The sequence below is a fragment of the Fervidobacterium riparium genome (assembly GCF_025370035.1).
In the GTDB taxonomy this organism is placed as follows: Bacteria; Thermotogota; Thermotogae; order Thermotogales; family Fervidobacteriaceae; genus Fervidobacterium; species Fervidobacterium gondwanense.
Map to the genome: position 1 here is coordinate 1352973 of NZ_CP009277.1, position 19723 is coordinate 1372695.

Annotated in this window: 23 protein-coding genes and 1 tRNA gene; 4 read left to right on the forward strand and 20 right to left on the reverse strand. The window is 40.0% G+C overall.

All coding sequences use genetic code 11. From position 1 onward, the window contains the following. Positions 1-3: 3 nt before the first annotated feature. The 8 genes from IB67_RS06260 to IB67_RS06295 form a co-directional block, all read right to left on the reverse strand. A complete protein-coding gene (locus IB67_RS06260; RefSeq protein ID WP_072758647.1) occupies positions 4-411 on the reverse strand; it encodes a hypothetical protein in 408 nt (135 codons plus the stop codon). A 2-nt stretch (positions 412-413) separates the two neighbouring features. Next, positions 414-701 carry a 30S ribosomal protein S20 gene (gene rpsT / locus IB67_RS06265; protein WP_072758646.1) on the reverse strand — a complete coding sequence of 96 codons (288 nt, stop codon included), beginning with the start codon at positions 699-701 and terminating at the stop codon, positions 414-416. A gap of 143 nt (positions 702-844) precedes the next feature. After that, positions 845-2035: a methionine adenosyltransferase gene (metK, locus tag IB67_RS06270; RefSeq protein WP_072758645.1), complete on the reverse strand. Its 1191-nt coding sequence runs from the start codon at positions 2033-2035 to the stop codon at positions 845-847. Further along, positions 2032-2361, reverse strand: a complete 330-nt coding sequence (locus IB67_RS06275) for a hypothetical protein (RefSeq protein WP_072758644.1) — start codon at positions 2359-2361, stop codon at positions 2032-2034. Before IB67_RS06275 ends, metK begins: the two co-directional genes overlap by 4 nt. A gap of 4 nt (positions 2362-2365) precedes the next feature. Continuing rightward, positions 2366-3355, reverse strand: coding sequence for a M23 family metallopeptidase (locus tag IB67_RS06280; protein ID WP_072758643.1), 990 nt, complete (start codon positions 3353-3355; stop codon positions 2366-2368). Positions 3356-3396: 41 nt separating this feature from the next. Next, entirely contained in the window at positions 3397-4677 is a 1281-nt protein-coding gene (gene hflX / locus IB67_RS06285; RefSeq protein ID WP_143145268.1) for a GTPase HflX, read from the reverse strand. A 12-nt stretch (positions 4678-4689) separates the two neighbouring features. After that, positions 4690-4986 (reverse strand): RNA chaperone Hfq, encoded by a 297-nt coding sequence (hfq, locus tag IB67_RS06290; protein ID WP_072758642.1) that lies wholly within the window; start codon positions 4984-4986, stop codon positions 4690-4692. Positions 4987-5147: 161 nt separating this feature from the next. After that, entirely contained in the window at positions 5148-6311 is a 1164-nt protein-coding gene (locus IB67_RS06295; RefSeq protein ID WP_072758640.1) for an MFS transporter, read from the reverse strand. A 199-nt stretch (positions 6312-6510) separates the two neighbouring features. On the opposite strand from IB67_RS06295, the gene IB67_RS06300 reads away from it, so the two are divergent. From IB67_RS06300 to IB67_RS06315, 4 genes are read left to right on the forward strand one after another with little or no spacing between them, the layout of a single operon-like run. Further along, a complete protein-coding gene (locus IB67_RS06300) occupies positions 6511-6912 on the forward strand; it encodes a DUF2089 domain-containing protein (RefSeq protein ID WP_143145267.1) in 402 nt (133 codons plus the stop codon). Next, positions 6893-7390, forward strand: coding sequence for a hypothetical protein (locus tag IB67_RS06305; RefSeq protein WP_072758638.1), 498 nt, complete (start codon positions 6893-6895; stop codon positions 7388-7390). Before IB67_RS06300 ends, IB67_RS06305 begins: the two co-directional genes overlap by 20 nt. 27 nt (positions 7391-7417) lie before the next feature. Beyond that, positions 7418-8374: a hypothetical protein gene (locus IB67_RS06310; protein ID WP_072758636.1), complete on the forward strand. Its 957-nt coding sequence runs from the start codon at positions 7418-7420 to the stop codon at positions 8372-8374. Positions 8375-8388: 14 nt separating this feature from the next. Continuing rightward, positions 8389-8694, forward strand: coding sequence for a LiaF transmembrane domain-containing protein (locus IB67_RS06315; protein WP_072758634.1), 306 nt, complete (start codon positions 8389-8391; stop codon positions 8692-8694). A gap of 61 nt (positions 8695-8755) precedes the next feature. Here IB67_RS06315 and guaB read toward each other — a convergent pair whose 3' ends face one another. From guaB to IB67_RS06375, 12 genes are all read right to left on the reverse strand, one after another. Further along, complete coding sequence (gene guaB / locus IB67_RS06320; RefSeq protein ID WP_072758632.1) at positions 8756-10249, reverse strand: IMP dehydrogenase; 1494 nt, start codon at positions 10247-10249, stop codon at positions 8756-8758. A 136-nt stretch (positions 10250-10385) separates the two neighbouring features. Next, positions 10386-10461, reverse strand: a tRNA-Gly gene (locus IB67_RS06325). A 94-nt stretch (positions 10462-10555) separates the two neighbouring features. Then, entirely contained in the window at positions 10556-11719 is a 1164-nt protein-coding gene (locus IB67_RS06330) for a hypothetical protein (RefSeq protein ID WP_072758630.1), read from the reverse strand. A 167-nt stretch (positions 11720-11886) separates the two neighbouring features. Beyond that, positions 11887-12435: a 2-oxoacid:ferredoxin oxidoreductase subunit gamma family protein gene (locus IB67_RS06335; RefSeq protein ID WP_072758628.1), complete on the reverse strand. Its 549-nt coding sequence runs from the start codon at positions 12433-12435 to the stop codon at positions 11887-11889. Then, complete coding sequence (locus tag IB67_RS06340) at positions 12432-13187, reverse strand: thiamine pyrophosphate-dependent enzyme (protein ID WP_072758626.1); 756 nt, start codon at positions 13185-13187, stop codon at positions 12432-12434. Before IB67_RS06340 ends, IB67_RS06335 begins: the two co-directional genes overlap by 4 nt. A 5-nt stretch (positions 13188-13192) precedes the next feature. After that, positions 13193-14251: a 3-methyl-2-oxobutanoate dehydrogenase subunit VorB gene (locus tag IB67_RS06345; protein WP_072758624.1), complete on the reverse strand. Its 1059-nt coding sequence runs from the start codon at positions 14249-14251 to the stop codon at positions 13193-13195. Between the two features lie 34 nt (positions 14252-14285). After that, positions 14286-14516: a 4Fe-4S dicluster domain-containing protein gene (locus tag IB67_RS06350; protein ID WP_072758622.1), complete on the reverse strand. Its 231-nt coding sequence runs from the start codon at positions 14514-14516 to the stop codon at positions 14286-14288. 18 nt (positions 14517-14534) lie between these two features. Next, positions 14535-15179, reverse strand: a complete 645-nt coding sequence (locus IB67_RS06355) for a ZPR1-type zinc finger protein (RefSeq protein ID WP_072758620.1) — start codon at positions 15177-15179, stop codon at positions 14535-14537. A gap of 16 nt (positions 15180-15195) precedes the next feature. Beyond that, positions 15196-16281, reverse strand: coding sequence for a butyrate kinase (gene buk, locus IB67_RS06360; RefSeq protein ID WP_339746833.1), 1086 nt, complete (start codon positions 16279-16281; stop codon positions 15196-15198). Positions 16282-16311: 30 nt separating this feature from the next. Then, positions 16312-17202, reverse strand: a complete 891-nt coding sequence (locus IB67_RS06365) for a bifunctional enoyl-CoA hydratase/phosphate acetyltransferase (RefSeq protein WP_072758618.1) — start codon at positions 17200-17202, stop codon at positions 16312-16314. Next, on the reverse strand, positions 17199-18272 hold the full coding sequence (buk, locus tag IB67_RS06370) for a butyrate kinase (protein WP_072758616.1): 1074 nt from the start codon (positions 18270-18272) through the stop codon (positions 17199-17201). Before buk (IB67_RS06370) ends, IB67_RS06365 begins: the two co-directional genes overlap by 4 nt. A 2-nt stretch (positions 18273-18274) precedes the next feature. Next, a complete protein-coding gene (locus IB67_RS06375) occupies positions 18275-19510 on the reverse strand; it encodes an aminotransferase-like domain-containing protein (RefSeq protein WP_339746827.1) in 1236 nt (411 codons plus the stop codon). Positions 19511-19723: the final 213 nt, after the last annotated feature.

The following is a 19723-nucleotide window of genomic DNA, read 5'->3' on the forward strand; positions in this document are numbered from 1 at the left end:
TTATTATTCTTCTTCAACTTCTTCTTCGATATCGTCCAACAACTCTTCATATGGTGGTTTGATTTCTTCTTCCTCTTCTTCAAGGCTTTCTATAGTTCTTTCTTTTATCTCTTCCTTTGTCTGTCCAAGTGGATGAAGTGGGTCCAAGCGACCAGAAAAAATTTCAATCTTATCGCCATTTTCAAATATATATTCCTTGGCATTGACAGGATTTCTGAGCACTTCTAAAACAGCAACCATTACTTCCTCGTCCAAATCTTCGTTTTCTGGAAACTTCAATACAAGCGCTCCGTTATCATATTTAAGTTCGCATCCTTTTTCGGAAACGAGTTTCATTAATTCTTCATTTTTCAATGTGTAACTCGCCCTTTGCTCACTTACATCAAGCTCCATGACGTAGTAGAATGGCATCTTTACACCCCTTGCTCTTTAGCAGCTACGTAAGCCTTAACCTTAGCTGCCAATCTTGACTTCCTCCTGCTCGCTTGGTTTTTGTGTATTGCGCCTCTTCTTGCTGCTTTATCAATCGTACTCTGTGCCTTGATGAAGAGTTTTTGAACTTCTTCAACTGGTTTCTGCTCTGCTATAGCTTTCAAAACTTCCTTAATGCGGTTCTTCATAGCTGTTTTGTAAGCTTTGTTAAGAACTCTTCTTTTTTCAGAAACTCTGACTCTCTTCTCTGCAGACTTGATGTTTGGCATACCAAAACCTACCTCCTGTTTTTCAGTTTTCTGACTTTCTTCATCGATTCACCATCCGTAGATGGTACTTTTAGTACTTTTCCAGAATCTGACAAAAAATCCCGAGACTGTAAACCTCTAATTCTCTTGGTTAACGATGAACGTTAAATGTTGAATGCACCTCTTAATTCTTTAACCATGTCTGTCTTTTCCCACGTGAACTCTGGATCGTTTCTTCCAAAATGTCCGTAAGCAGCTGTCTTTCTGTATATAGGTCTGAGAAGGTTAAGTTTCTTAATTATTGCACCAGGTCTGAAGTCAAATAGCTCTGTAACTACCTTGAGGAGCTTTTCCTCATCGACTTTTGCTGTACCGAAAGTGTTGATCATTATAGATACTGGTCTTGCAACACCTATTGCGTATGCAACTTGTATCATGAACCTGTCAGCTAAACCAGCTGCAACAACGTTTTTTGCAACGTATCTTGCAAAGTAATGGGCAGATCTGTCAACCTTGGTTGGGTCCTTACCGCTGAATGCTCCACCTCCGTGAGGAATCGCACCGCCGTAAGTGTCAACAATTATCTTTCTACCGGTTAGTCCTGTATCTGCCGATGGTCCACCAAGAACGAACCTACCAGTTGGGTTAACAAAGATTCTCATCTTGTCATCTCTTAAATCTGCGGGAATGATTGGATCAATAACGTATTTGACAAGCGCTTCCTTTATTTCAGGAATCGTTACATCTGGTTCGTGCTGAGTTGAAATCAATACTGTGTCAACTCTAACAGGTTTATCATTTTCATCATATTCAATGGTTACTTGCGTTTTGCCGTCTGGTCTCAAGAACGAAAGCGTTCCGTTCTTCCTTACCTCAGCAAGCTTCATAGCGAGTTTATGTGCAAGCATTATTGGAAGTGGCATCAGTTCTTCTGTTTCATTCGTTGCGTATCCAAACATCATTCCTTGGTCTCCAGCACCTACTTTTTCAAGCTCGTCCTCTGCTGCTTGACCTTCCTTGTACTCTGCTGCCTGATCGACTCCAAGTGCTATATCTGGCGACTGGCTGTGGATGGAAGATAGCACAGCACAAGTTTCACCATCGAAACCGTACTTTGCCCTTGTGTAACCAATGTCAAGAACGGTTTTCCTAACAATATCTTGAACGTCAACGTAAGCCTTTGTGGTTACCTCTCCCGCTACTACTGCAACACCTGTTGTAAGAAGTGTTTCAACGGCAACACGAGCTTTTGGATCCTCTGCGATGATCGCATCCAAGATAGCATCGCTGATCTGATCTGCCATCTTGTCTGGGTGACCTTCCGTAACGCTTTCGCTTGTGAACAATCTTCTCATCTCTCGGCCTCCTTTTCATAAGTTTCTCTTGAGATAAACTTTCCACCTTCTATCTCGATACTCACTGGTTTGTACGAACCAGTGAATTTTGCTTTTAATTCAATCTTATTCGGACATTTCGAACCTACATAGACTTTCTCTATAACAAACGGAACTGCACGATTATCGTAATCGATTATAAAATCGTACCCAATTCTAAGATGGCTCCTGAAGACCTCACCGCATCGATTGCATTTCAGATAAACAACGAGAGCATTTCCTTCCTTATAGAACGGGTTCCTCTCAAGATCTGCTTCGCTCTTCTCTCGTTTCTTAAACAGAAACATCGAATCACCTTCTTACTAAGTTGAAGTAGAAGTCTTTTGAGTTGCCAAATTCATCCCTTATTTCCAATTTCACTTGATAGTTAGAAGCGTTATATCCACTCATGTCGTTGACTTTTACAAATGGCAGTGATTCGTCAGAGTACAATTTGTAAAACCCACGATATGTAAGGGCACTCATTACAGTTTTTTCATCATACAAACTGTACGGCTTTTCCCACAATTCCATTGATAATCTGTCAAGCATTATATGATACACCAATTTTTCTGAAAAGTACACTTTTATCTCTTTAACACCAAGTAAATTTTTTGCTAATTCTGTGTATGCTTCCACAGCAATCTTTGGATATGGACCCGTGAACGTGTAAGTTCCATTTTCAGTATAATTAAATTCCTGGCCATCAATAATTAAGCTTTTCAGTATTATTCCCATTTGCACTGGTCTTAACATCGACTTATCAATAAACTCCAACGGATCAAAAATAACCTTTTCTTCCTTATCTCTGACTTCAAAATGACAATGCGCTTGTGCGGCCTCACCTGTCCTTCCAGAAAAGCCTATAACTTCCCCTTTCGAAACTTTGAAATCTTCCGAAAGGAACTCAACAACGATTCGTTTATCCCCGAATTCATCCCTCAACATATTGGCTATTTTTTCAAATTCTTCGTTGAAATTAGCAAGGTGTGCGTAGAGTGTTCTGTACCCATCTGGATGTTCAAGGACCACAGTATTGCCATAGATATTGTCCACATCAATCTCAAGTCTTCTCAAGAAACCTTCCTCAGCAGCCAATATCGGAATTCCTTCTTTTAAAAATGTGCTGAAATCAACTCCCGAATGAAAATGCGGAATCTTTCCGGTTGATCTGAACTCTAAGAATGTCGCTGTAACATATGAATTATCAACAGGTACCCTGTACAAAGCAAATGTCGAAATAGATAGGAATAAAATAAGAATAAATTGAATAATGAGCTTTTGAACAAGCTTTATTTCCATAGTCAACCTCTCCTTGTAAAAATTTAATAAGACTAAGTGATTTACTTTTCTGCACTTATAGAACTTTTTATTTTTTCTAAAACTTCAATCGGCCCGCTTAAATCAACATCTATGAATTCGCCATTAGCGTTCAGAGTATCGTAATTTATGAGTTCTGCATAGCGTAATACCTTTCCGAATTCTGACTGTCTCAATCTTAGTCGAATATGGGAATCGACAAACTGAAAATATCCCGAAATCCGTGAATAAAGTACGTCTAATCCGATACCGTTTTTTGCAGAAATGAAAATAGCTTTTGGATATTCATATCTAATTATTTCCAACCTGCTTTCGGGAACAATATCAATCTTGTTGAAAACAAGCATTATTTCTTTATCTGTAACGCCTATTTCACTCAACACATTATACGAAGCTTTTATCTTATCATTAAAATAGCCGTCCGAAGCATCGACTAAGAGTAATATTAGATCTGCATACAGGACTTCCTCTAAGGTTGAGTGAAAAGCTTCGATTAGGGTATGGGGTAACTTGTCTATGAAACCAACTGTGTCGCTAAAAAGATAGGCACGCCCGTTTGGAAATTTCACTCTTCTAACTTTCGGACTGAGTGTTGAAAATAGTTTTTCTGAAACAAGGATGCTCTTCTCATCAGACAATTTCTTTAACAAGGTACTCTTTCCGGCATTTGTGTAGCCTACTATTGAAACCAGTCTATACCCGCTTTCAAGCCTTGTCTTTCTGATATTTTCCCTTTCTTTCTTTATTTTTAGTAGTTCCTTTTTCAGTGACGAAATGCGCTCTTTGATTTTCCTCTTATCAAGTTCTAAGAGCTTTTCACCTGGTCCTCTTGTACCAATACCGGCTCCAGGGTTTGACAAATACAACCCCTTTCCTCTAAGTCGAGGTAATTCATATGTTAATTTTGCCATTTCTACCTGTAATTTACCCTCATGCGTAGTTGCATGCTGTGAGAAAATTTCTAAGATTACTTGCGTTCTATCAAGAACCTCGAGCTCTAAGAATTCTTCAGTGTTGCGTTGCTGAATAGGGGAGATTTCGTCATTAAAAACCAAAGCATCTACATTGTTTTCTTTACAAAACACCTTTAACTTCTCTAACTTTCCAAAACCTAAATATGTTGCCGGATCAGGTTTATCTCTTCTCTGGACTATCTTTTCAACAACTTCAAAATCTATTGTCTGGCATAGATTTTCAAGCTCGTTTAACGAGTCAAAAGCTTTGTCATCAAGGCGTGGTGATACAGCAACCAGTACTACTCTTTTTATTGTTTTTTCAACCTCCTTAAGAACCTTACAAAGCAAAATTCAGATGAATTATATCTGTTCGCCTTCGCTTTCCTGAGCCTCTTGTTCTTCCTTCTGTTCCTCTTCTTCGGTCTTCATTAGCATTATGTATTCAGAAGGCAAAATCGTACTAATGGCATGTTTGTAAATTAAAGTTTGCTGTTTACCACTCTCCAATAAAACCGTGAAATTATCGAATGATCTAACAATACCCTTAGCCTGAAATCCGTTAACTAAGTAAACTTTAACTTCTATCTTCCTTGTTCTAACAATGTTCAAAAATCTGTCCTGAAGGTTGAACTTTTCCTTTGCCTTTTCCTTTGGCACAAATATCCCCCCGATAGATAATATGGTAAAGAATATTAGATACGAAAGAACGTTAATATGAATTCAAACATATACAAGACAGATAAAATTATATCATAGAATTTGAAAAATTCAAAACAGGATTTAATAAGTTTAAACTCATTCAAAAAGCGCTCTTCAACTTATTCGTGAAGAAGTCTTAACTTCGAATTTAGTCTCTCAGTTATTAAGACCAATGCTAAAAGCAAGCTTAAAAGAAAAAGTGGCAAAAGCTGTATCCCTGCCTTAGAAATTAGAAGTCCAAACAAAAATGGTCCAAACGCACTTCCCAAATACCCACCTGCCATTTGCAAACTAACTATGAAATTTGACACTTCGACGCCAAATCTTCTGGGAGTTTCATGCATCATTGTAGGAAATATTGGTGCACAACCAAAACCAATGACTCCAAGGCTTATTAGATATAATACCGTGGGCATTTTTGACAAAAGCATAATCACCCCTATAAGTATCATGAGTAAAGACAATCTTATCATTGGAATACTTTTGATTTTCATGCTCAAGAAACCAGATAGAATTCTTCCAAGTGTTATTCCAAAGAAGAAAAGCGCAGTTCCTCTGGCTCCAAATGAAGGAGAAAGACCTTTGAAATTCACTAAGAAAGAACTTGCCCAAACATCTGTTGTTGTTTCGATAGCACAATATGCAAAAAAAGCTGTTACTGAGAGAATGGCGTTTTTTACCAAAAGAGGAGAACGTACGATACGTTTTTGCTCGATCTGACCCTCATTATTATTCTTATGAACGTTCCAAACCGGTAACATCAGCATAAATATAAAAGATAACAATAACTGAAACATCGAAACGACAGTGTACCCATTTCTCCACCCACCGTAAGAACCAACAAAAGCAGATATTATAGAAGCACCCAATGTTGTTCCGACACCCCATAGAGAGTGTAGCCAGTTCATATGCTTGGGCTTGTAGTGAAGAGCCACAAAATTGTTTAGTGAAACATCAATGCTACCACCACCTAAAGCCGTGAATGCTGTTGCAATGCAAAGATGTATGAGTGTTCTGGATTGAGAGAATAGTAATAACCCAACAGAAGAAAACAACGTGCTTATCACAATTAGTCTTCCAGTCCCCAAGCGCCTGACAATAAATGGATTTAACAGGGTTGAAAAGACAATAGTCAAAGTGCTTATTAACGAAATCAATCCAGCAGTTGAAACCGGCAACATCATATCATTTCTAATAACAGGCCAAGCGGCTCCAAACATGGAATCAGGTAAACCCAAGCTGATGAATGAAACATATATAAATGCTAATAAAAGTGTGACCATCTTTTACCTCCTGAATATAAATAGATAATTAAGAAAGTCAAATATATTTTATCATTTAGCTAACCAAATACAAGTACTTTCAAATCTCTCATACTGCTTATTTATGCGATTCTTCTCTCTTGTCAAAGTTTGTTCCAATATTTTTGTATTATTTGACAAAAAATTTTATAAGTGATACAATTATTTTGGAGGTGATTGTATGGCGAATATGCTTCCCAGATGTCCAGTGTGCGGGAAACCAATGAAAGTTATACAGCTAAGATGTGATGACGATGGAGTTACGGTTAGTGGTTACTTTGATGCCCCAGCTTTCGCATATTTGGATGAAGAGGATACGAAATTCATAATGATGTTTTTAAGAACAAAGGGAAACTTAAAGGAGATGGAGAGGCTCACCGGTATTGGCTACTTTGCGTTGAGAGGCAGGCTTGATAAGGTGCTCGAAAAGATGGGTCTAACTCCTATCGAATCGGATTCGGAAGAGTCGGAATCCGGAGATGTGTTCAAACTGCTAAAGGAAAAGAAGATAACTGTCGAGGAAGCTATATCTCTTCTAAAAAAGCAGAGAAGGGGTGAGGAAGATGGGAGAACTTCCGAATGACATCAGGGCGATTCTTGAGGCGCTTGCAAGAAAGGAGATCACAGTTGAAGACGCCGAGCAACTTATCCTTGCAATTAAGCAATCTAAAGAATCTGATCGGAGAAAAAAATCGAAAAGTTTTATAGGGAAAGAGTTTGTTTTAAACACAGGTGAAGAATACGTAGGAAATATTGAGATTGTAAACGGTCGAGCAGTGATAAACGGGAAACTTGTCGGTTCTTTGCAAGTTGTTTTTGGAGAAGTCGTGTTTTCAGGTGAAGTAACAAAAAATGTTGAATTAGTAGGGACTAACGTAACGTGGAATGGTGGACGTATTGGTGGTAATCTCCAAATGGTCGGTTGCAATTATAAAGGTGTCAAGCCGGTTGTTGAAGGAAATGTGAGTGAAGTTAACAACTTTTTTGTCAGTGGCATCATAGGTTTAGTAAAGAACGTTGTTGTAAGACCATTACTCTCGGGAATTAAGATAGAGGATTAATGACTCAAGAAGGGGAAGGTGAAAACTATGGAGCTGCGAAAAGTTTTAGAGGCAGTTGAAAGCGGAGACATAACACCAGAAGATGCGGAAAAATTGATTAATGCAATATTCGAATCCGAAGTCAAACACGTTGAGGAAGTAATCGACAGTACAATCGTGATTTCGGAAGGTGAGGTTGTTCGGAAGAATTTATCAGTGACAAATGGCAAAGTATTTATAAGAGGAGAGCTATTTGGAAATGTATCTACTGTCAACAGTACATTAGAAATATCTGGCAAGGTGCATGGAAACATTAACGCTGTAAGGACAAAGGTTAAATGGAGCGGTGGAGAAGTGGATGGCGATGTAAATCTCGTACTTTCGAGTGAGGAGGGCACGCCAACAATAAGAGGTAAACGTAACATAGTATCTTTTGAAGTTCCATTCGTTGAGAAATTTGCAAAGAACATAACATTTGGAGAAAATTCAATAATAGATGGAGAGATGAAGACCGAACGTTACAAGAAGGACAGAATTGTTGTGAATGGGGTTCTTCATGCAGATGATGTAGTGTGCGAAACACTTATCGTAACTGGGAAACTTTTTGCACGGAAGATCTCCACAGAAGAATTTATGGTTTCAAGTAGCGGTTCGATTACTTCTGACGAAATTACAGCAGAAAATGTGGTTAGTAATGGCACAATTGTCGCCAAAACTTTGAATTTTGAAGAACTTCAAAACAATGGTTTAATCAAGACAGAGACGTTTGTTGGTGAGAATATTGAGAATAGCGGAGAAATAGATGCCAGGAACTTGAATATTGAAAATATCACGAATTCTGGGAAGATATCATCTGAAAGTATGCATGCTGAAGATGTTGAAAATAGTGGTACAATATACACGGAGAAACTGTTTACAGAATATATAAGCAATTCTGGAAGCATCAAGGCAAGAGAATTCGATTACGAAGAACTGACTGGAAATCCAATACAAAAAATAGAGTAAGGGGTGTGATGAATGTGTTCTGGGGCGTTATTTTGGTTACGGCTGGTGTTTTTATACTACTTAGCGTTGTATTTTCAATTACTTCCCCAGTGTGGCTTATTTTCGGTGCCATTGCACTGGCGGGCGGTATTATCAGCATGATAAAAAGTTTTCCAAACGGTGTAGGTCTTGCCATACTCGGTGGACTAATTGTCGTACAATCTCTAGATTACATCAAAATGGGATTCTGGGAATTTGTGGTAGCTATCATCGCAGCAGGGTTAATTGAAATTGGTTTAAAGTTCATCATTTCTGGTAAGAGGAAAAGAGATTGGAATTAATTGAAAAAGGGGAGAGTATATCTCCCCTGTGCTTTTCCAATTTCATATGATTCAATAGAAATCACTGTCCACTCCAATAGTTTGGTGGTTCTTTCGTGATAACAATATCATGCGGGTGGCTTTCTTTTACAGATGCCGGTGTAATTTTTACAAATTTCGCTTTCTTTTGCAATTCCTTGATATCTTTTGCTCCTACGTATCCCATTCCGGCCCTAATACCACCAACGAGTTGGTACACTACGTCTTTGACTGCACCTTTGTAAGGCACCATGCCTTCAACACCTTCGGGAACGAATTTTTGGTTTTCGGATTGGAAGTATCTATCGGCACTTCCAGATTTCATCGCTCCGATTGACCCCATACCTCTATATACTTTGTATTTTCTTCCCTGATACAACACGGTTTCACCAGGAGATTCTTCCGTCCCAGCGAATATGCTCCCTAACATGACAGTTTCAGCTCCTGCTGCAAGTGCTTTGACTATATCACCTGAGTATCTTATCCCACCATCTGCTATTATCGGCACATCAAATCTTTTAGCAATTTCTGCACATTCCATGACGGCACTTAGTTGTGGTACACCTATACCAGCCACAATTCTGGTTGTACAGATAGACCCAGGCCCAATCCCAACCTTTATAGCATCAGCACCGGCCTTTATCAGAGCTTCAGTAGCTTCTGCGGTTGCAACGTTTCCCGCTATTAACTCTATCTCAGGATATGTCTTTTTTACCAACTTCACAGTTTCTATAACTTTTCTCGAGTGTCCATGTGCAGTGTCTATAACGATGACATCAACACCTGCTTTAATCAAAGCCTCAACGCGTTCAAGCGTATCTTTTCCCGTTCCGACAGCCGCTCCAACGCGCAATCTACCCTTTTGATCTCGTGCTGCGTTGGGATGTTCTATAACGCTGAGGACGTCCTTTATCGTTATGAGACCTATTAATTTATCATTTTCATCAACTATTGGAAGTTTCTCTATTCTATTTTGGTGCAGGATTTCCTTCGCCTTTTCAAGTGAAATTCCAGGTTTTGCAACAACCAACTTGTTTCTGGGAGTCATAAGTTCTTTTACCTTTTTCTTCACATCTGTCTCGAATCTAACATCTCTATTGGTCAACAACCCGACAAGATATCCACTGTCATCAACAACTGGGAATCCACCTATCTTATACTCTGCCATAAGTTTAAGCGCATTAAAGACCGTATCGTTTGGGTGAATGACTACTGGATTCTCGATTACACCATTTTCTGTTCTCTTTACAATTTCGACTTGGTGTGCTTGTTCTTTAATAGAAAGATTTTTGTGAATAATTCCTATTCCGCCTTCTCGAGCAAGAGCCTTTGCCAACTCACTCTCTGTTACGGTATCCATAGCAGCACTTAACAAAGGGATGTTTAAACGTATTCTTTTTGTTAAGCGCGTTGATACATCGGTATCTGACGGGAGCACTTCACTGTACTGAGGGATTAACAAGACATCGTCAAATGTCAGAGCTTCTTTAAAATTCACTTCTTTTATCCTGCTGACCTGTTTCTTAGAACTTGCCATCTTTTCAACCTCCATTCCGCCCCACGGCTTTTTCGTTTTTGTTTTTCTATAATAAAATAGACCCCGGCAAGGGTCCATTTTCTTAGTATCTATTTGCCATATGCAGATTTTTCTATGTAACTCATCGTAATTCATCTGGAGCGGGCGACGGGATTCGAACCCGCGGCCCTCAGCTTGGGAAGCTGATGCTCTACCAACTGAGCTACACCCGCTCTATGACTTCATTATTTATTATATCACAGTAGTTAAAAGTTTTCAAGTATCCTGAGCACAGACGTGCTGTCTTTAGATTTGAGAATTAACTTATTAGAAATTTGCACTTCCGCCAACGAAAGCTGTTTGTTTCCACTCCTGATTTTCCCAAATATATTTAACTCCGGCGTAGAAACTTCCAAACACAGGATAAGCTATTGTTAATCTTGCCTGCGTATTTGGATCAAAGAACTGTCCATCTTCGAATGGTGTCTCATCGTACAGATATCCGTACAGTACGAGTCCATTGGTACCGCCAATTGCTGGAATATTGACTACACCTTCTCCTGAAAGTGTCATTTTTCCTTCGAAATTCCCTTTTAATGATGCTGAAGCCTTTCCATAAGGACTGAGAGTGAATCCAAGGCTTACTATGTAACCCAGCTCAGCCTTGTACGTTTCAGGTCCAAAATCGTTACTCAATCTAAGTGTTCTATAATTCCTTCCGATAAGCCACGGAGAGAAACCATCAGTTGTCATATATGGTCCTGCTACTAATTGGAGAACTCCGAAATTTCCATAAGCGCCTGCGAATGCACCATAACCAATTGTACCATCTTTCCAATATTGGATATCTGCTTCTGCTCCTAATGATATACCAAATATCTCCTTAGTTAACGACACACCTGCAGCGTATTGCAAAGGTGTTGCACTTGGTGATTCAGACCCAATCTCTACTCCTCCAAATACTGACAAATCAAACATCAAAAGTTTTGAACTTAGCATCCCAGTGTAGAGTGAATCTGATTGAAGAGTTGTAAAATTCGAAAGCTGGGCGATTTGATACGGAATGTGAACCGACAAGTTTGTCTCACCAAATCGAACTCCTAAATCTAGAACCCTTATATCAGGTACAACGTATCCATTGAAAACAAATCCCATGCCATAAGTAATTGGTCTCATCCTTCCGTATCTGAACCAAAAACTCCCAAGATCAAGACCTAAGGCTGTAATGTTAATACCATCGACGATGTTAGTACTTGGTTGTTGAGCTCCGGGATAACCAAAATAGAAGTTACCAGTTGTCAAATCAGTAGCATAAGTAGTCAAGGTAATTCCGAGCGTTAAAGGTCCAACGGTAAACTCTGGACCAAACTCGTAAACCATGTAATTCTCATTACCTATTTGAAGAGTCCCAACGTTCAAGTAAAAATCCGAAAAGCCGTAAACAGCTACAAATAAAATAGAAATCAGTACGAATACTTTCACTTTTCCCATATTTGAACACCTCCTGTACTTATTAGACTGTGTACAAAATATTTTCGTTCAATGTGACATCTAGATTATAGCACAAATTGTATAAACAAAAAAAATACCGGGGAATATTCCCCGGCATAATGCCCGTATCTATCTCATCCGCCTTAGTTGAAACGATAAGCAAGTAATCATTTAAAAGAATTCTTAGCAATTTCCATTCCTTTTAGAATTGCCTGTTTGTTTACTTCTATGAGTGAAGCTTTTCCTCCGCTTAACTTCTTTTCGAGAGCCTTAAAAATACTTTCAGCATCAACGACATTTGTCGCACCTACAACAGCACCAAGCATAACCATGTTTGCGACTTTTAAGTTTCCGAGCTCATCGGCAATTTCGTTACATGGAACTTTTACAATGCTGATGTCATTTCTATGTGCTTCTCTGTCTATAACGGATTCGTTTAAGAATAAGAAACCATCTTTCTCAACGTGCGATTCAAATTTAAGCAAGGAAGGTATGTTCATTGCAACAATAACTTCGGCTTTGTCAGTCACCGGCGATGCAACTGGCTCATCGCTTATCACCACTGTACAATTAGCGGTTCCACCGCGCATCTCAGGACCGTAAGATGGCATCCAAGTAACGTTCTTGCCTTGAATCATACCAGCCAACGAGATTATCTGACCCATCAACATGACACCTTGTCCACCAAAACCGGCAAATATCATCCTTGTTGTCATTTTTCATCCCCTACCTTGTCAACGAATACTCCAAGAGGATATTCAGGTACCATGTGTTCTTCAAGCCACTTGAGTGAAGATACAGGGTCGATTCCCCAGTTTGTCGGACATGTTGAAAGAACTTCAACCATGCCAAACCCAAGACCTTTGACTTGTGCTAAGAACGCTTTCTTTATGGCTTTCTTCGTTTTTTGAACATCTTGAGGTGTATTTACCTTTGTTCGAGCTAAGAAAGCTACCCCTCTTGCTTCCTTAATTACTTCAGAAACGTGAAGTGGGTAACCATCGTTTGTGGCACTTCTTCCATATGGAGTTGTTGTTGTTTTCATGCCAAGTAACGTAGTTGGTGCCATCTGACCACCAGTCATTCCGTAGATAGCATTATTCACGAATATCGTTGTAATCTTCTCACCTCTATTAGCTGCGTGAACTATCTCAGCTGTACCGATTGCTGCCAAGTCACCATCTCCTTGGTACGTAAAGACGTAGAGGTCTGGTCTTGCTCTTTTCATACCAGTTGCAACAGCAGGGGCCCTACCGTGTGCCGCAACTGTTGCATCAGTGTTGAAAAATTGGTATGCAAAAACTGAACATCCGATTGGTGCAACTGCCAGAGTCTTTTCTCTTATACCTAATTCATCAATTACTTCTGCAATGAGTCTGTGTATAATTCCGTGTGTACATCCCGGACAGTATGTGAATTCTCTTTGAGTTAAGCTTTCTGGTCTTTTCAATATCACTTCAAATGCCATATTCATTACCTCCCGAGCTTAGATTTGAGGGCTTGGAGTATCTCATCTGGAGTAGGAACTACTCCACCAAGTCTTCCGTAGTATTCAATCGGTGCGTGATCTTTCACAGCAAGTCTCACATCTTCGAGCATCTGTCCCATGTTCATTTCAACATCGAATATTAACTTCTTGCCTTTTGCAATTTCTTCGAGTCTCTCGTATGGGAATGGCCACAGCGTAATTGGTCTGAGTAAGCCAGCTTTTATACCTTCTCTTCTTGCCTGTTCAACTACACTCTTAGCAATCCTACCAACGGTACCAAAAGCGGTAATCACTATTTCTGCGTCTTCTAATTTGTATTCTTCCCATCGTTTTTCTTTGGCTTCGATTGTCTTAAACTTCTCAATCAATTTAAGATTCATCTTTTCCAAAACGTATGGATCTATATCAAATGAAACAACTATATGCTTTTCTCTTCCAGCAGCACCTGTCAACGCCCAATCTTCGTGCTTTGGAAGAGTGTTCAAATCTCTAAATTCTGGGAATGTTACTGGCTCCATCATCTGTCCGATGACTCCGTCGGCAATTATGAGCACGGGGTTCCTGTACTCGTCGGCAAGGTCAAATGCAAGGTATGTAAGGTCAACCGCTTCTTGAACTGTTGATGGAGCAAGGACTATAAGTTTGTAATCTCCGTGGCCACCACCTTTTGTTGCCTGCCAATAATCTCCTTGTGATGGTTGAATATCTCCCAAGCCTGGTCCACCTCTAACAACGTTCACAAGAACAGCTGGAAGCTCAGCACAAGCCATATACGAAACACCTTCCTGCATGAGGCTGTATCCAGGCGAAGATGTCGATGTCATCACCCTTGTGCCTGTACACGCAGCGCCGTAAACCATGTTGATCGTTGCAACTTCACTTTCTGTCTGCAAGAAAGTACCGTCCACTTCTGGCATTCTCTTTGACATGTATTCTGGTAATTCGTTTTGCGGCGTTATTGGATAACCGAAAAACAATCTACAACCAGCTCTTATTGCTGCCTCACCTATCGCTTCTGTTCCTTTCACAAGCACTCGTTCCATTTCTATTTCCCTCCTCATTCTTTGCTATTTTCACTTATGCGCTTTCTTTATCTCTGTAGACCGTTATGCAAACATCTGGACACATGTTATAGCAAAAACCGCAGGCTATACACTTATCGACATATTTCGCTTCGGCGGGATGATATCCCTTAGCGTTGAAACCATCGCTGAATTCTATTACCTTCATTGGACATACACTTATGCACAATCCACAACCTTTACACCTTTCCTGGTCGATCTCGATGCGTCCTTTTACCTTTGGCATATAGGCTCATCCTCCTTCTCAAATCTCCATTTTCATGAAACGCTTAATTTTGAATATCGGATACCTGAAACCATTTTCACTTACGAACTCTGGTATCACGGTGAATTTGACAGGAACTTCTATAACCTCTGAGACTTTGCTAAGTATTTCTTCGCCTTTCGATATAAGTTCTGGTGTGGTTTCGTAAGACAGATTTGCGTTATTAATGAGGTAATCTACCTTAATCCTTGCGACTCGTTTCAGCTGTTCGTACGCCCTTATAATTCCATCTACTGTTGAAGAAAATGGCCTTGCTATGTTTACAACCATGCTTATTTCGACGTCTCCGAGGTATGGCTTTACGTATCCCAGCACAACTACGCCGTTCTCTTCTCCACCGACGTCCATAACGGTCTTGTACTCTGGATTCGACAAATAACCAATAGCTGCACCGGTTATTATCGGCAAGTCTGCATTCCTCAAAGCTCCTCTCGGATACACAGGTACTATGCCCATCTCTTCAAGTTCTTCGGCAACGTCTCTTGTTCTAAAGTAAGGTGAAATTATATCTCCATCTATGATCGCCACTTTATCGTATTCTTCTTTCAATCTTAATGCCCAGTTTATTGCAACTTCTGTCTTACCGCTTCCAAATAATCCTATAAACGCGTAATTTTTCGCCATTAGATTAACTTCCTTTCTAAAACTGCAATACGTTTTCCCAATAAGTCTTAGCTTTCTCTTGTCCTCTAAGAACTCTTAGTCCACCCATTGCAAGAGCCCTTTCTTCATCTCCGCCCGGGAATATAAGTATCGGTGCGATGAAACTTGTGTATTCAGTTAACCATCTGACCATGAATTCTTTATCGTAAGCAAGACCACCAGTGAGAACTATAGCATCTACTTCTCCTTTCAAAACTGCCGCCATCCTCCCTACCCATTTTGCGATTTGATATGCCATCGCCTTGTAAACGAGCTCTGCTTCTTTATCTCCATTTCTTATTCGTTCCTGGACAGTCATCGCATCGTTTGTACCGAGGTAGTCAACCATCCCACCAGCACCTTTTATCTTCTTTTTCATTTGATCAAACGTGTATTTGCCGCTGAAGCAGAGGTCTATGAGCTGTGTTAATGGAAGCGTACCGCTTCTTTCAGGCGTAAATGGTCCATCTCCATCGAGCGCATTGTTGACGTTGACCACTTTTCCTTTTCTGTGAGCACCTATCGATATTCCACCGCCCATGTGAACGACTATCAAGTTGACATCTTCATAGTTCTTGCCAAGTTGAGCGGCGGCATTTCTTGCCGTTGCTTTCTGATTGAGTGCATGGAAGATCGATTTTCTCCTAAATATTGGATGCCCAGTATATCTCGCCAAAGGCTCAAGCTCGTCTACGACAACAGGATCTACAATAAACGATGGAATATCGTATTTTCTCGTAAATTCGTAGGCAATTAAAGCACCAAGATTAGAGGCATGTTCTCCATTTTTAGCACTCTTCAATAACTCAAGCATGTCTTCTGTTACTTTGTAAGTTCCTCCGGGAATTGGATCCAATAAGCCCCCTCTTCCAACAACTGCGGAAAGCTCTGTCGGAGCTATTCCGAGTTCTTTAAGAAAATCTTCAACTATCCTCGCTCTGAATTCGAATTGATCAGTTAATTTATCAAACGGAGCAAGCTCTTCGGGTGAATGTCTTAGCGTTTTTGAGGCTATCATCTGCTCATCATCGAAAACCGCAACCTTAGTACTTGTTGAACCGGGGTTTATGACCAGAATTTTCATTTTATGCACACCACCTTCATAAAGTAGTTACTACTCAACCATCAAACATGTAAGAGCAATAGATAATAGCTTTGTTTCATCACTGTCTGCTCGAGAAGTTAGAGCGACGGGGCACTTAGCACCTATTATCGCTGATGCAACCTTCGCACCTGCAAGGAATACCATTCCTTTGTAGAAGATGTTACCGGCTTCAATATCTGGCATGATCAAAACGTCAGCATCCCCAGCAACAGGGCTTACGATTCCTTTGTGTTCGGCGGCTTCTTTAGAAACGGCATTGTCCAACGCGAATGGTCCGTCAACAATACAGCCCTTAATCTGTCCTCTCTCGTTCATCTTTGAAAGCAACGCAGCATGAACTGTCGCTTCCATCTTTGGATTCACTACTTCTATCGCCCCAAGTATTGCAACTTTTGGTTTTTCAACGCCAACAGCCTTCCTTGCAACAAGCACTGAGTTCTCAATTAAATGTACTTTCTGCTCAAGATCAGGTGCGATAGTCATCCCGGCGTCACTAACAACCAAGAGCTTGTGATAAAGTGGTGTCTCGAATATACTCACAAGTGACATCGTTCTTCCTGTTTTGAGATTGTACTCATCTTTTAACACCGCTTTCATCAAATCTCCAGTCTTTATGTTTCCTTTCATGACAAAGTGAGCTTTCCCATTAACAACAGCTTTAACAGCATCATCAGCTGGAGCATTGGAATCTATAACTTCAAAATTCGATAGATTAACGTTAGCATTTTTGGCAGCTTTTTCTATTTTTTCTTTGTTACCGAACAAAATAGCGTCAACGATCCCTTCATTGTATGCCATTTCAACAGCTTTAAGTACTACTTCGTCATCTGCTGCCGCAACTGCGACGACCTTTTTTCCATTGGCTTTTGCCTTATCAAGTAGTTCAGAGAGCTTTTTCATCTCTCATCCCTCCACACCTTTGGTAGTTCTTCCCCTATGAGCACACGCAGGGCTCCATAAGCCAACGCTTCCATTTCCATTTCACCTGGAACCACAAATATAGGGCCGAATTTGTATATATATGACCTTATCATTTCTACAAACCTTTCGCTGTATGCCATCCCCCCAGTAAGGACGATTGCATCTACTTTTCCTTTTAATGATACACACATTGCTCCGATTTCTTGTGCAATTTGATAAGCCATTGCTTCAATCACTTCAAGGGCTTTCGGATCACTTTCTGCCATTCTGAAAGCTTCTCGCAAATCGTTTGTCCCAAGGTAGGCAACAAGCCCGCCTTTTCCAATAAACATCCTTTTCATCTGATCTTTGGTGTACTCACCTGAGTAAGCAAGCTTAACAACATCACCAACTGGCAGTTCACCTGTTCTCTCAACACTGAAAGGACCTTCGTCATTGGCGTTGTTGACATCTATCATTCTACCTTTTTCAAAAGGTGCAACTGATATGCCACTCCCAAGATGGGCAATCACCATATTCAATTCGTTGAACTTTTTTCCCAATTCTTCTGCAATTCTTATGCCAACTGCCCGCATGTTTGAAATATGTGAAAGGCTTTTTCTTTCTATATCCTTTATTCCTGATAAACGTGCTTCTGGAATCATTTCATCAACACTAACGGGGTCAGTTATGTACACAGGTATGTTTTTCGATGCCCCACTCGCAAGTTCGTAACCTATAACAGCAGCTAAATTCGATGCGTGTTGGACTTTTGTCCTATTAACAAGATAATCAACCATGTTCTCATCGACTAAGTAAGTTCCACCTTCAACAGGTGGCAGTATTCCACCACGTGCCGCTATTGCATCAAGATCTTCGATTTTCAGTGAATTCTTTGAAAGAAAGTCTAATATAGCCTTTGCCCTCATATCTTTTTGGTCCATTACAGATTTGTATTTATCGAGTTCTTCGACAGAATGTTGGAGTGTTTCCTGGATAACCTTATTTTTGTCTTCAAAGACAGCGATCTTGGTACTCGTTGCGCCTGGATTTATAACCAAAATCTTCATACTTAGATCAGCCCCTTCTTCTTACCGTACTCTTCAACAACCTCTCTGAGCCTCTTAACACCCTCAACAATCTTTTCTTCAGGTGGCAGACAGAAGGAGAGTCTCATAGATGAACTCTTGCCATCATCTATCGTAAATGCTTCACCTGGTATGTAATAAATCTTCTTCTCTTTTGCAATCTCAAACATTTCCATTGTGTCGAAACCTTCTGGAAGCGTCAACCAGATAAACAAACCACCTTGTGGGTTAACCCATTTCGCACCTTTTATGTCAGCAAAATTTTCCTCAAGTGCTTTTATCATCACATCTTTTTTCTTTCTGTAAAGCTCTATACCAGGTTTCAGTTGCTCAAACAAATCATACCTTTCAAGGTATCTTGCAGCGATGCGCTGGTTCAAGCTTGGACTACAGAGATCAGCAGCCTGCTTTGCAAGTGTTGCTTTTCTAACTATATCTGCTCTGCCAACTATTATTCCAATTCTTAAGCCTGGAGTAAGGATCTTACTAAACGTATTCAGAAGAACAACCCTATCTGGACCTGCTAGTTTATAAAGCGAAGGTAAATGCTCACCTTCAAATCTGAGCATGCCGTACGGATCATCTTCAAGAATCAAAATGTCATATTTTTCAGCAATTTCTATCAATCTTTTTCTCTTTTCGAGGCTCATTGTCACTCCGGCGGGATTATGGAAGTTGGGGACGGTATAGATGAATTTTACTCTGTTTATAAGTCCATTCTTATTGAGTTCGTCAAGCTTCTTCTCCAGGTAATTCACGTCCATGCCGTCTTCTTCAAGAGGTATTGTCTCAAACTTCGTGAATGTCATTCGGAAGGCACTTGCTGCACCTAGATAAACTGGGAACTCCACAAAGCAGATACTATCCTTATCCAGAAGCACTCTTGCCATAAGATCTAGTGCTTGTTGCGAACCTGTTGTAAATAGTAAATTCTCTCTTCCGATTCCAGTTATACCGTATGTTCTTTCCAAGAGTTTTACTATTTGAGTGGCTAACTGATCATCACCTTCTGTTGTGTTATATTGGAGCGTATATGCATATTCCTTCTCTATAACCTCTTTCGCAATTTCTGCTAATTCGTGTCTTGGGAATGTATTTGGATCAGGTACGCCACCACCAAACGATATGGAACCGGGTACAGATGCATATTTCAAAAGCTCTCTTATAAGCGACGATCTCAAGTTCCTTCCTACGTCGGATAATATACCTTCTAAGTTCATTGGCCTCACACTCCTTTTGGAAGTTATGAATAGTGTTTTCACTTATATATTAGCAACATTATGCCAAAATTCAAAACAAGCATTTGGATGGTATTTGATAGCTAAAATAGTATAATGAAGATTTTTGACAAATTTCGCACTTGCAAATACTTGCACGCAAAAAATTGCATCATTAAGGATATTGTCAATTTAGTAAGAAAAGATGTAAAATAA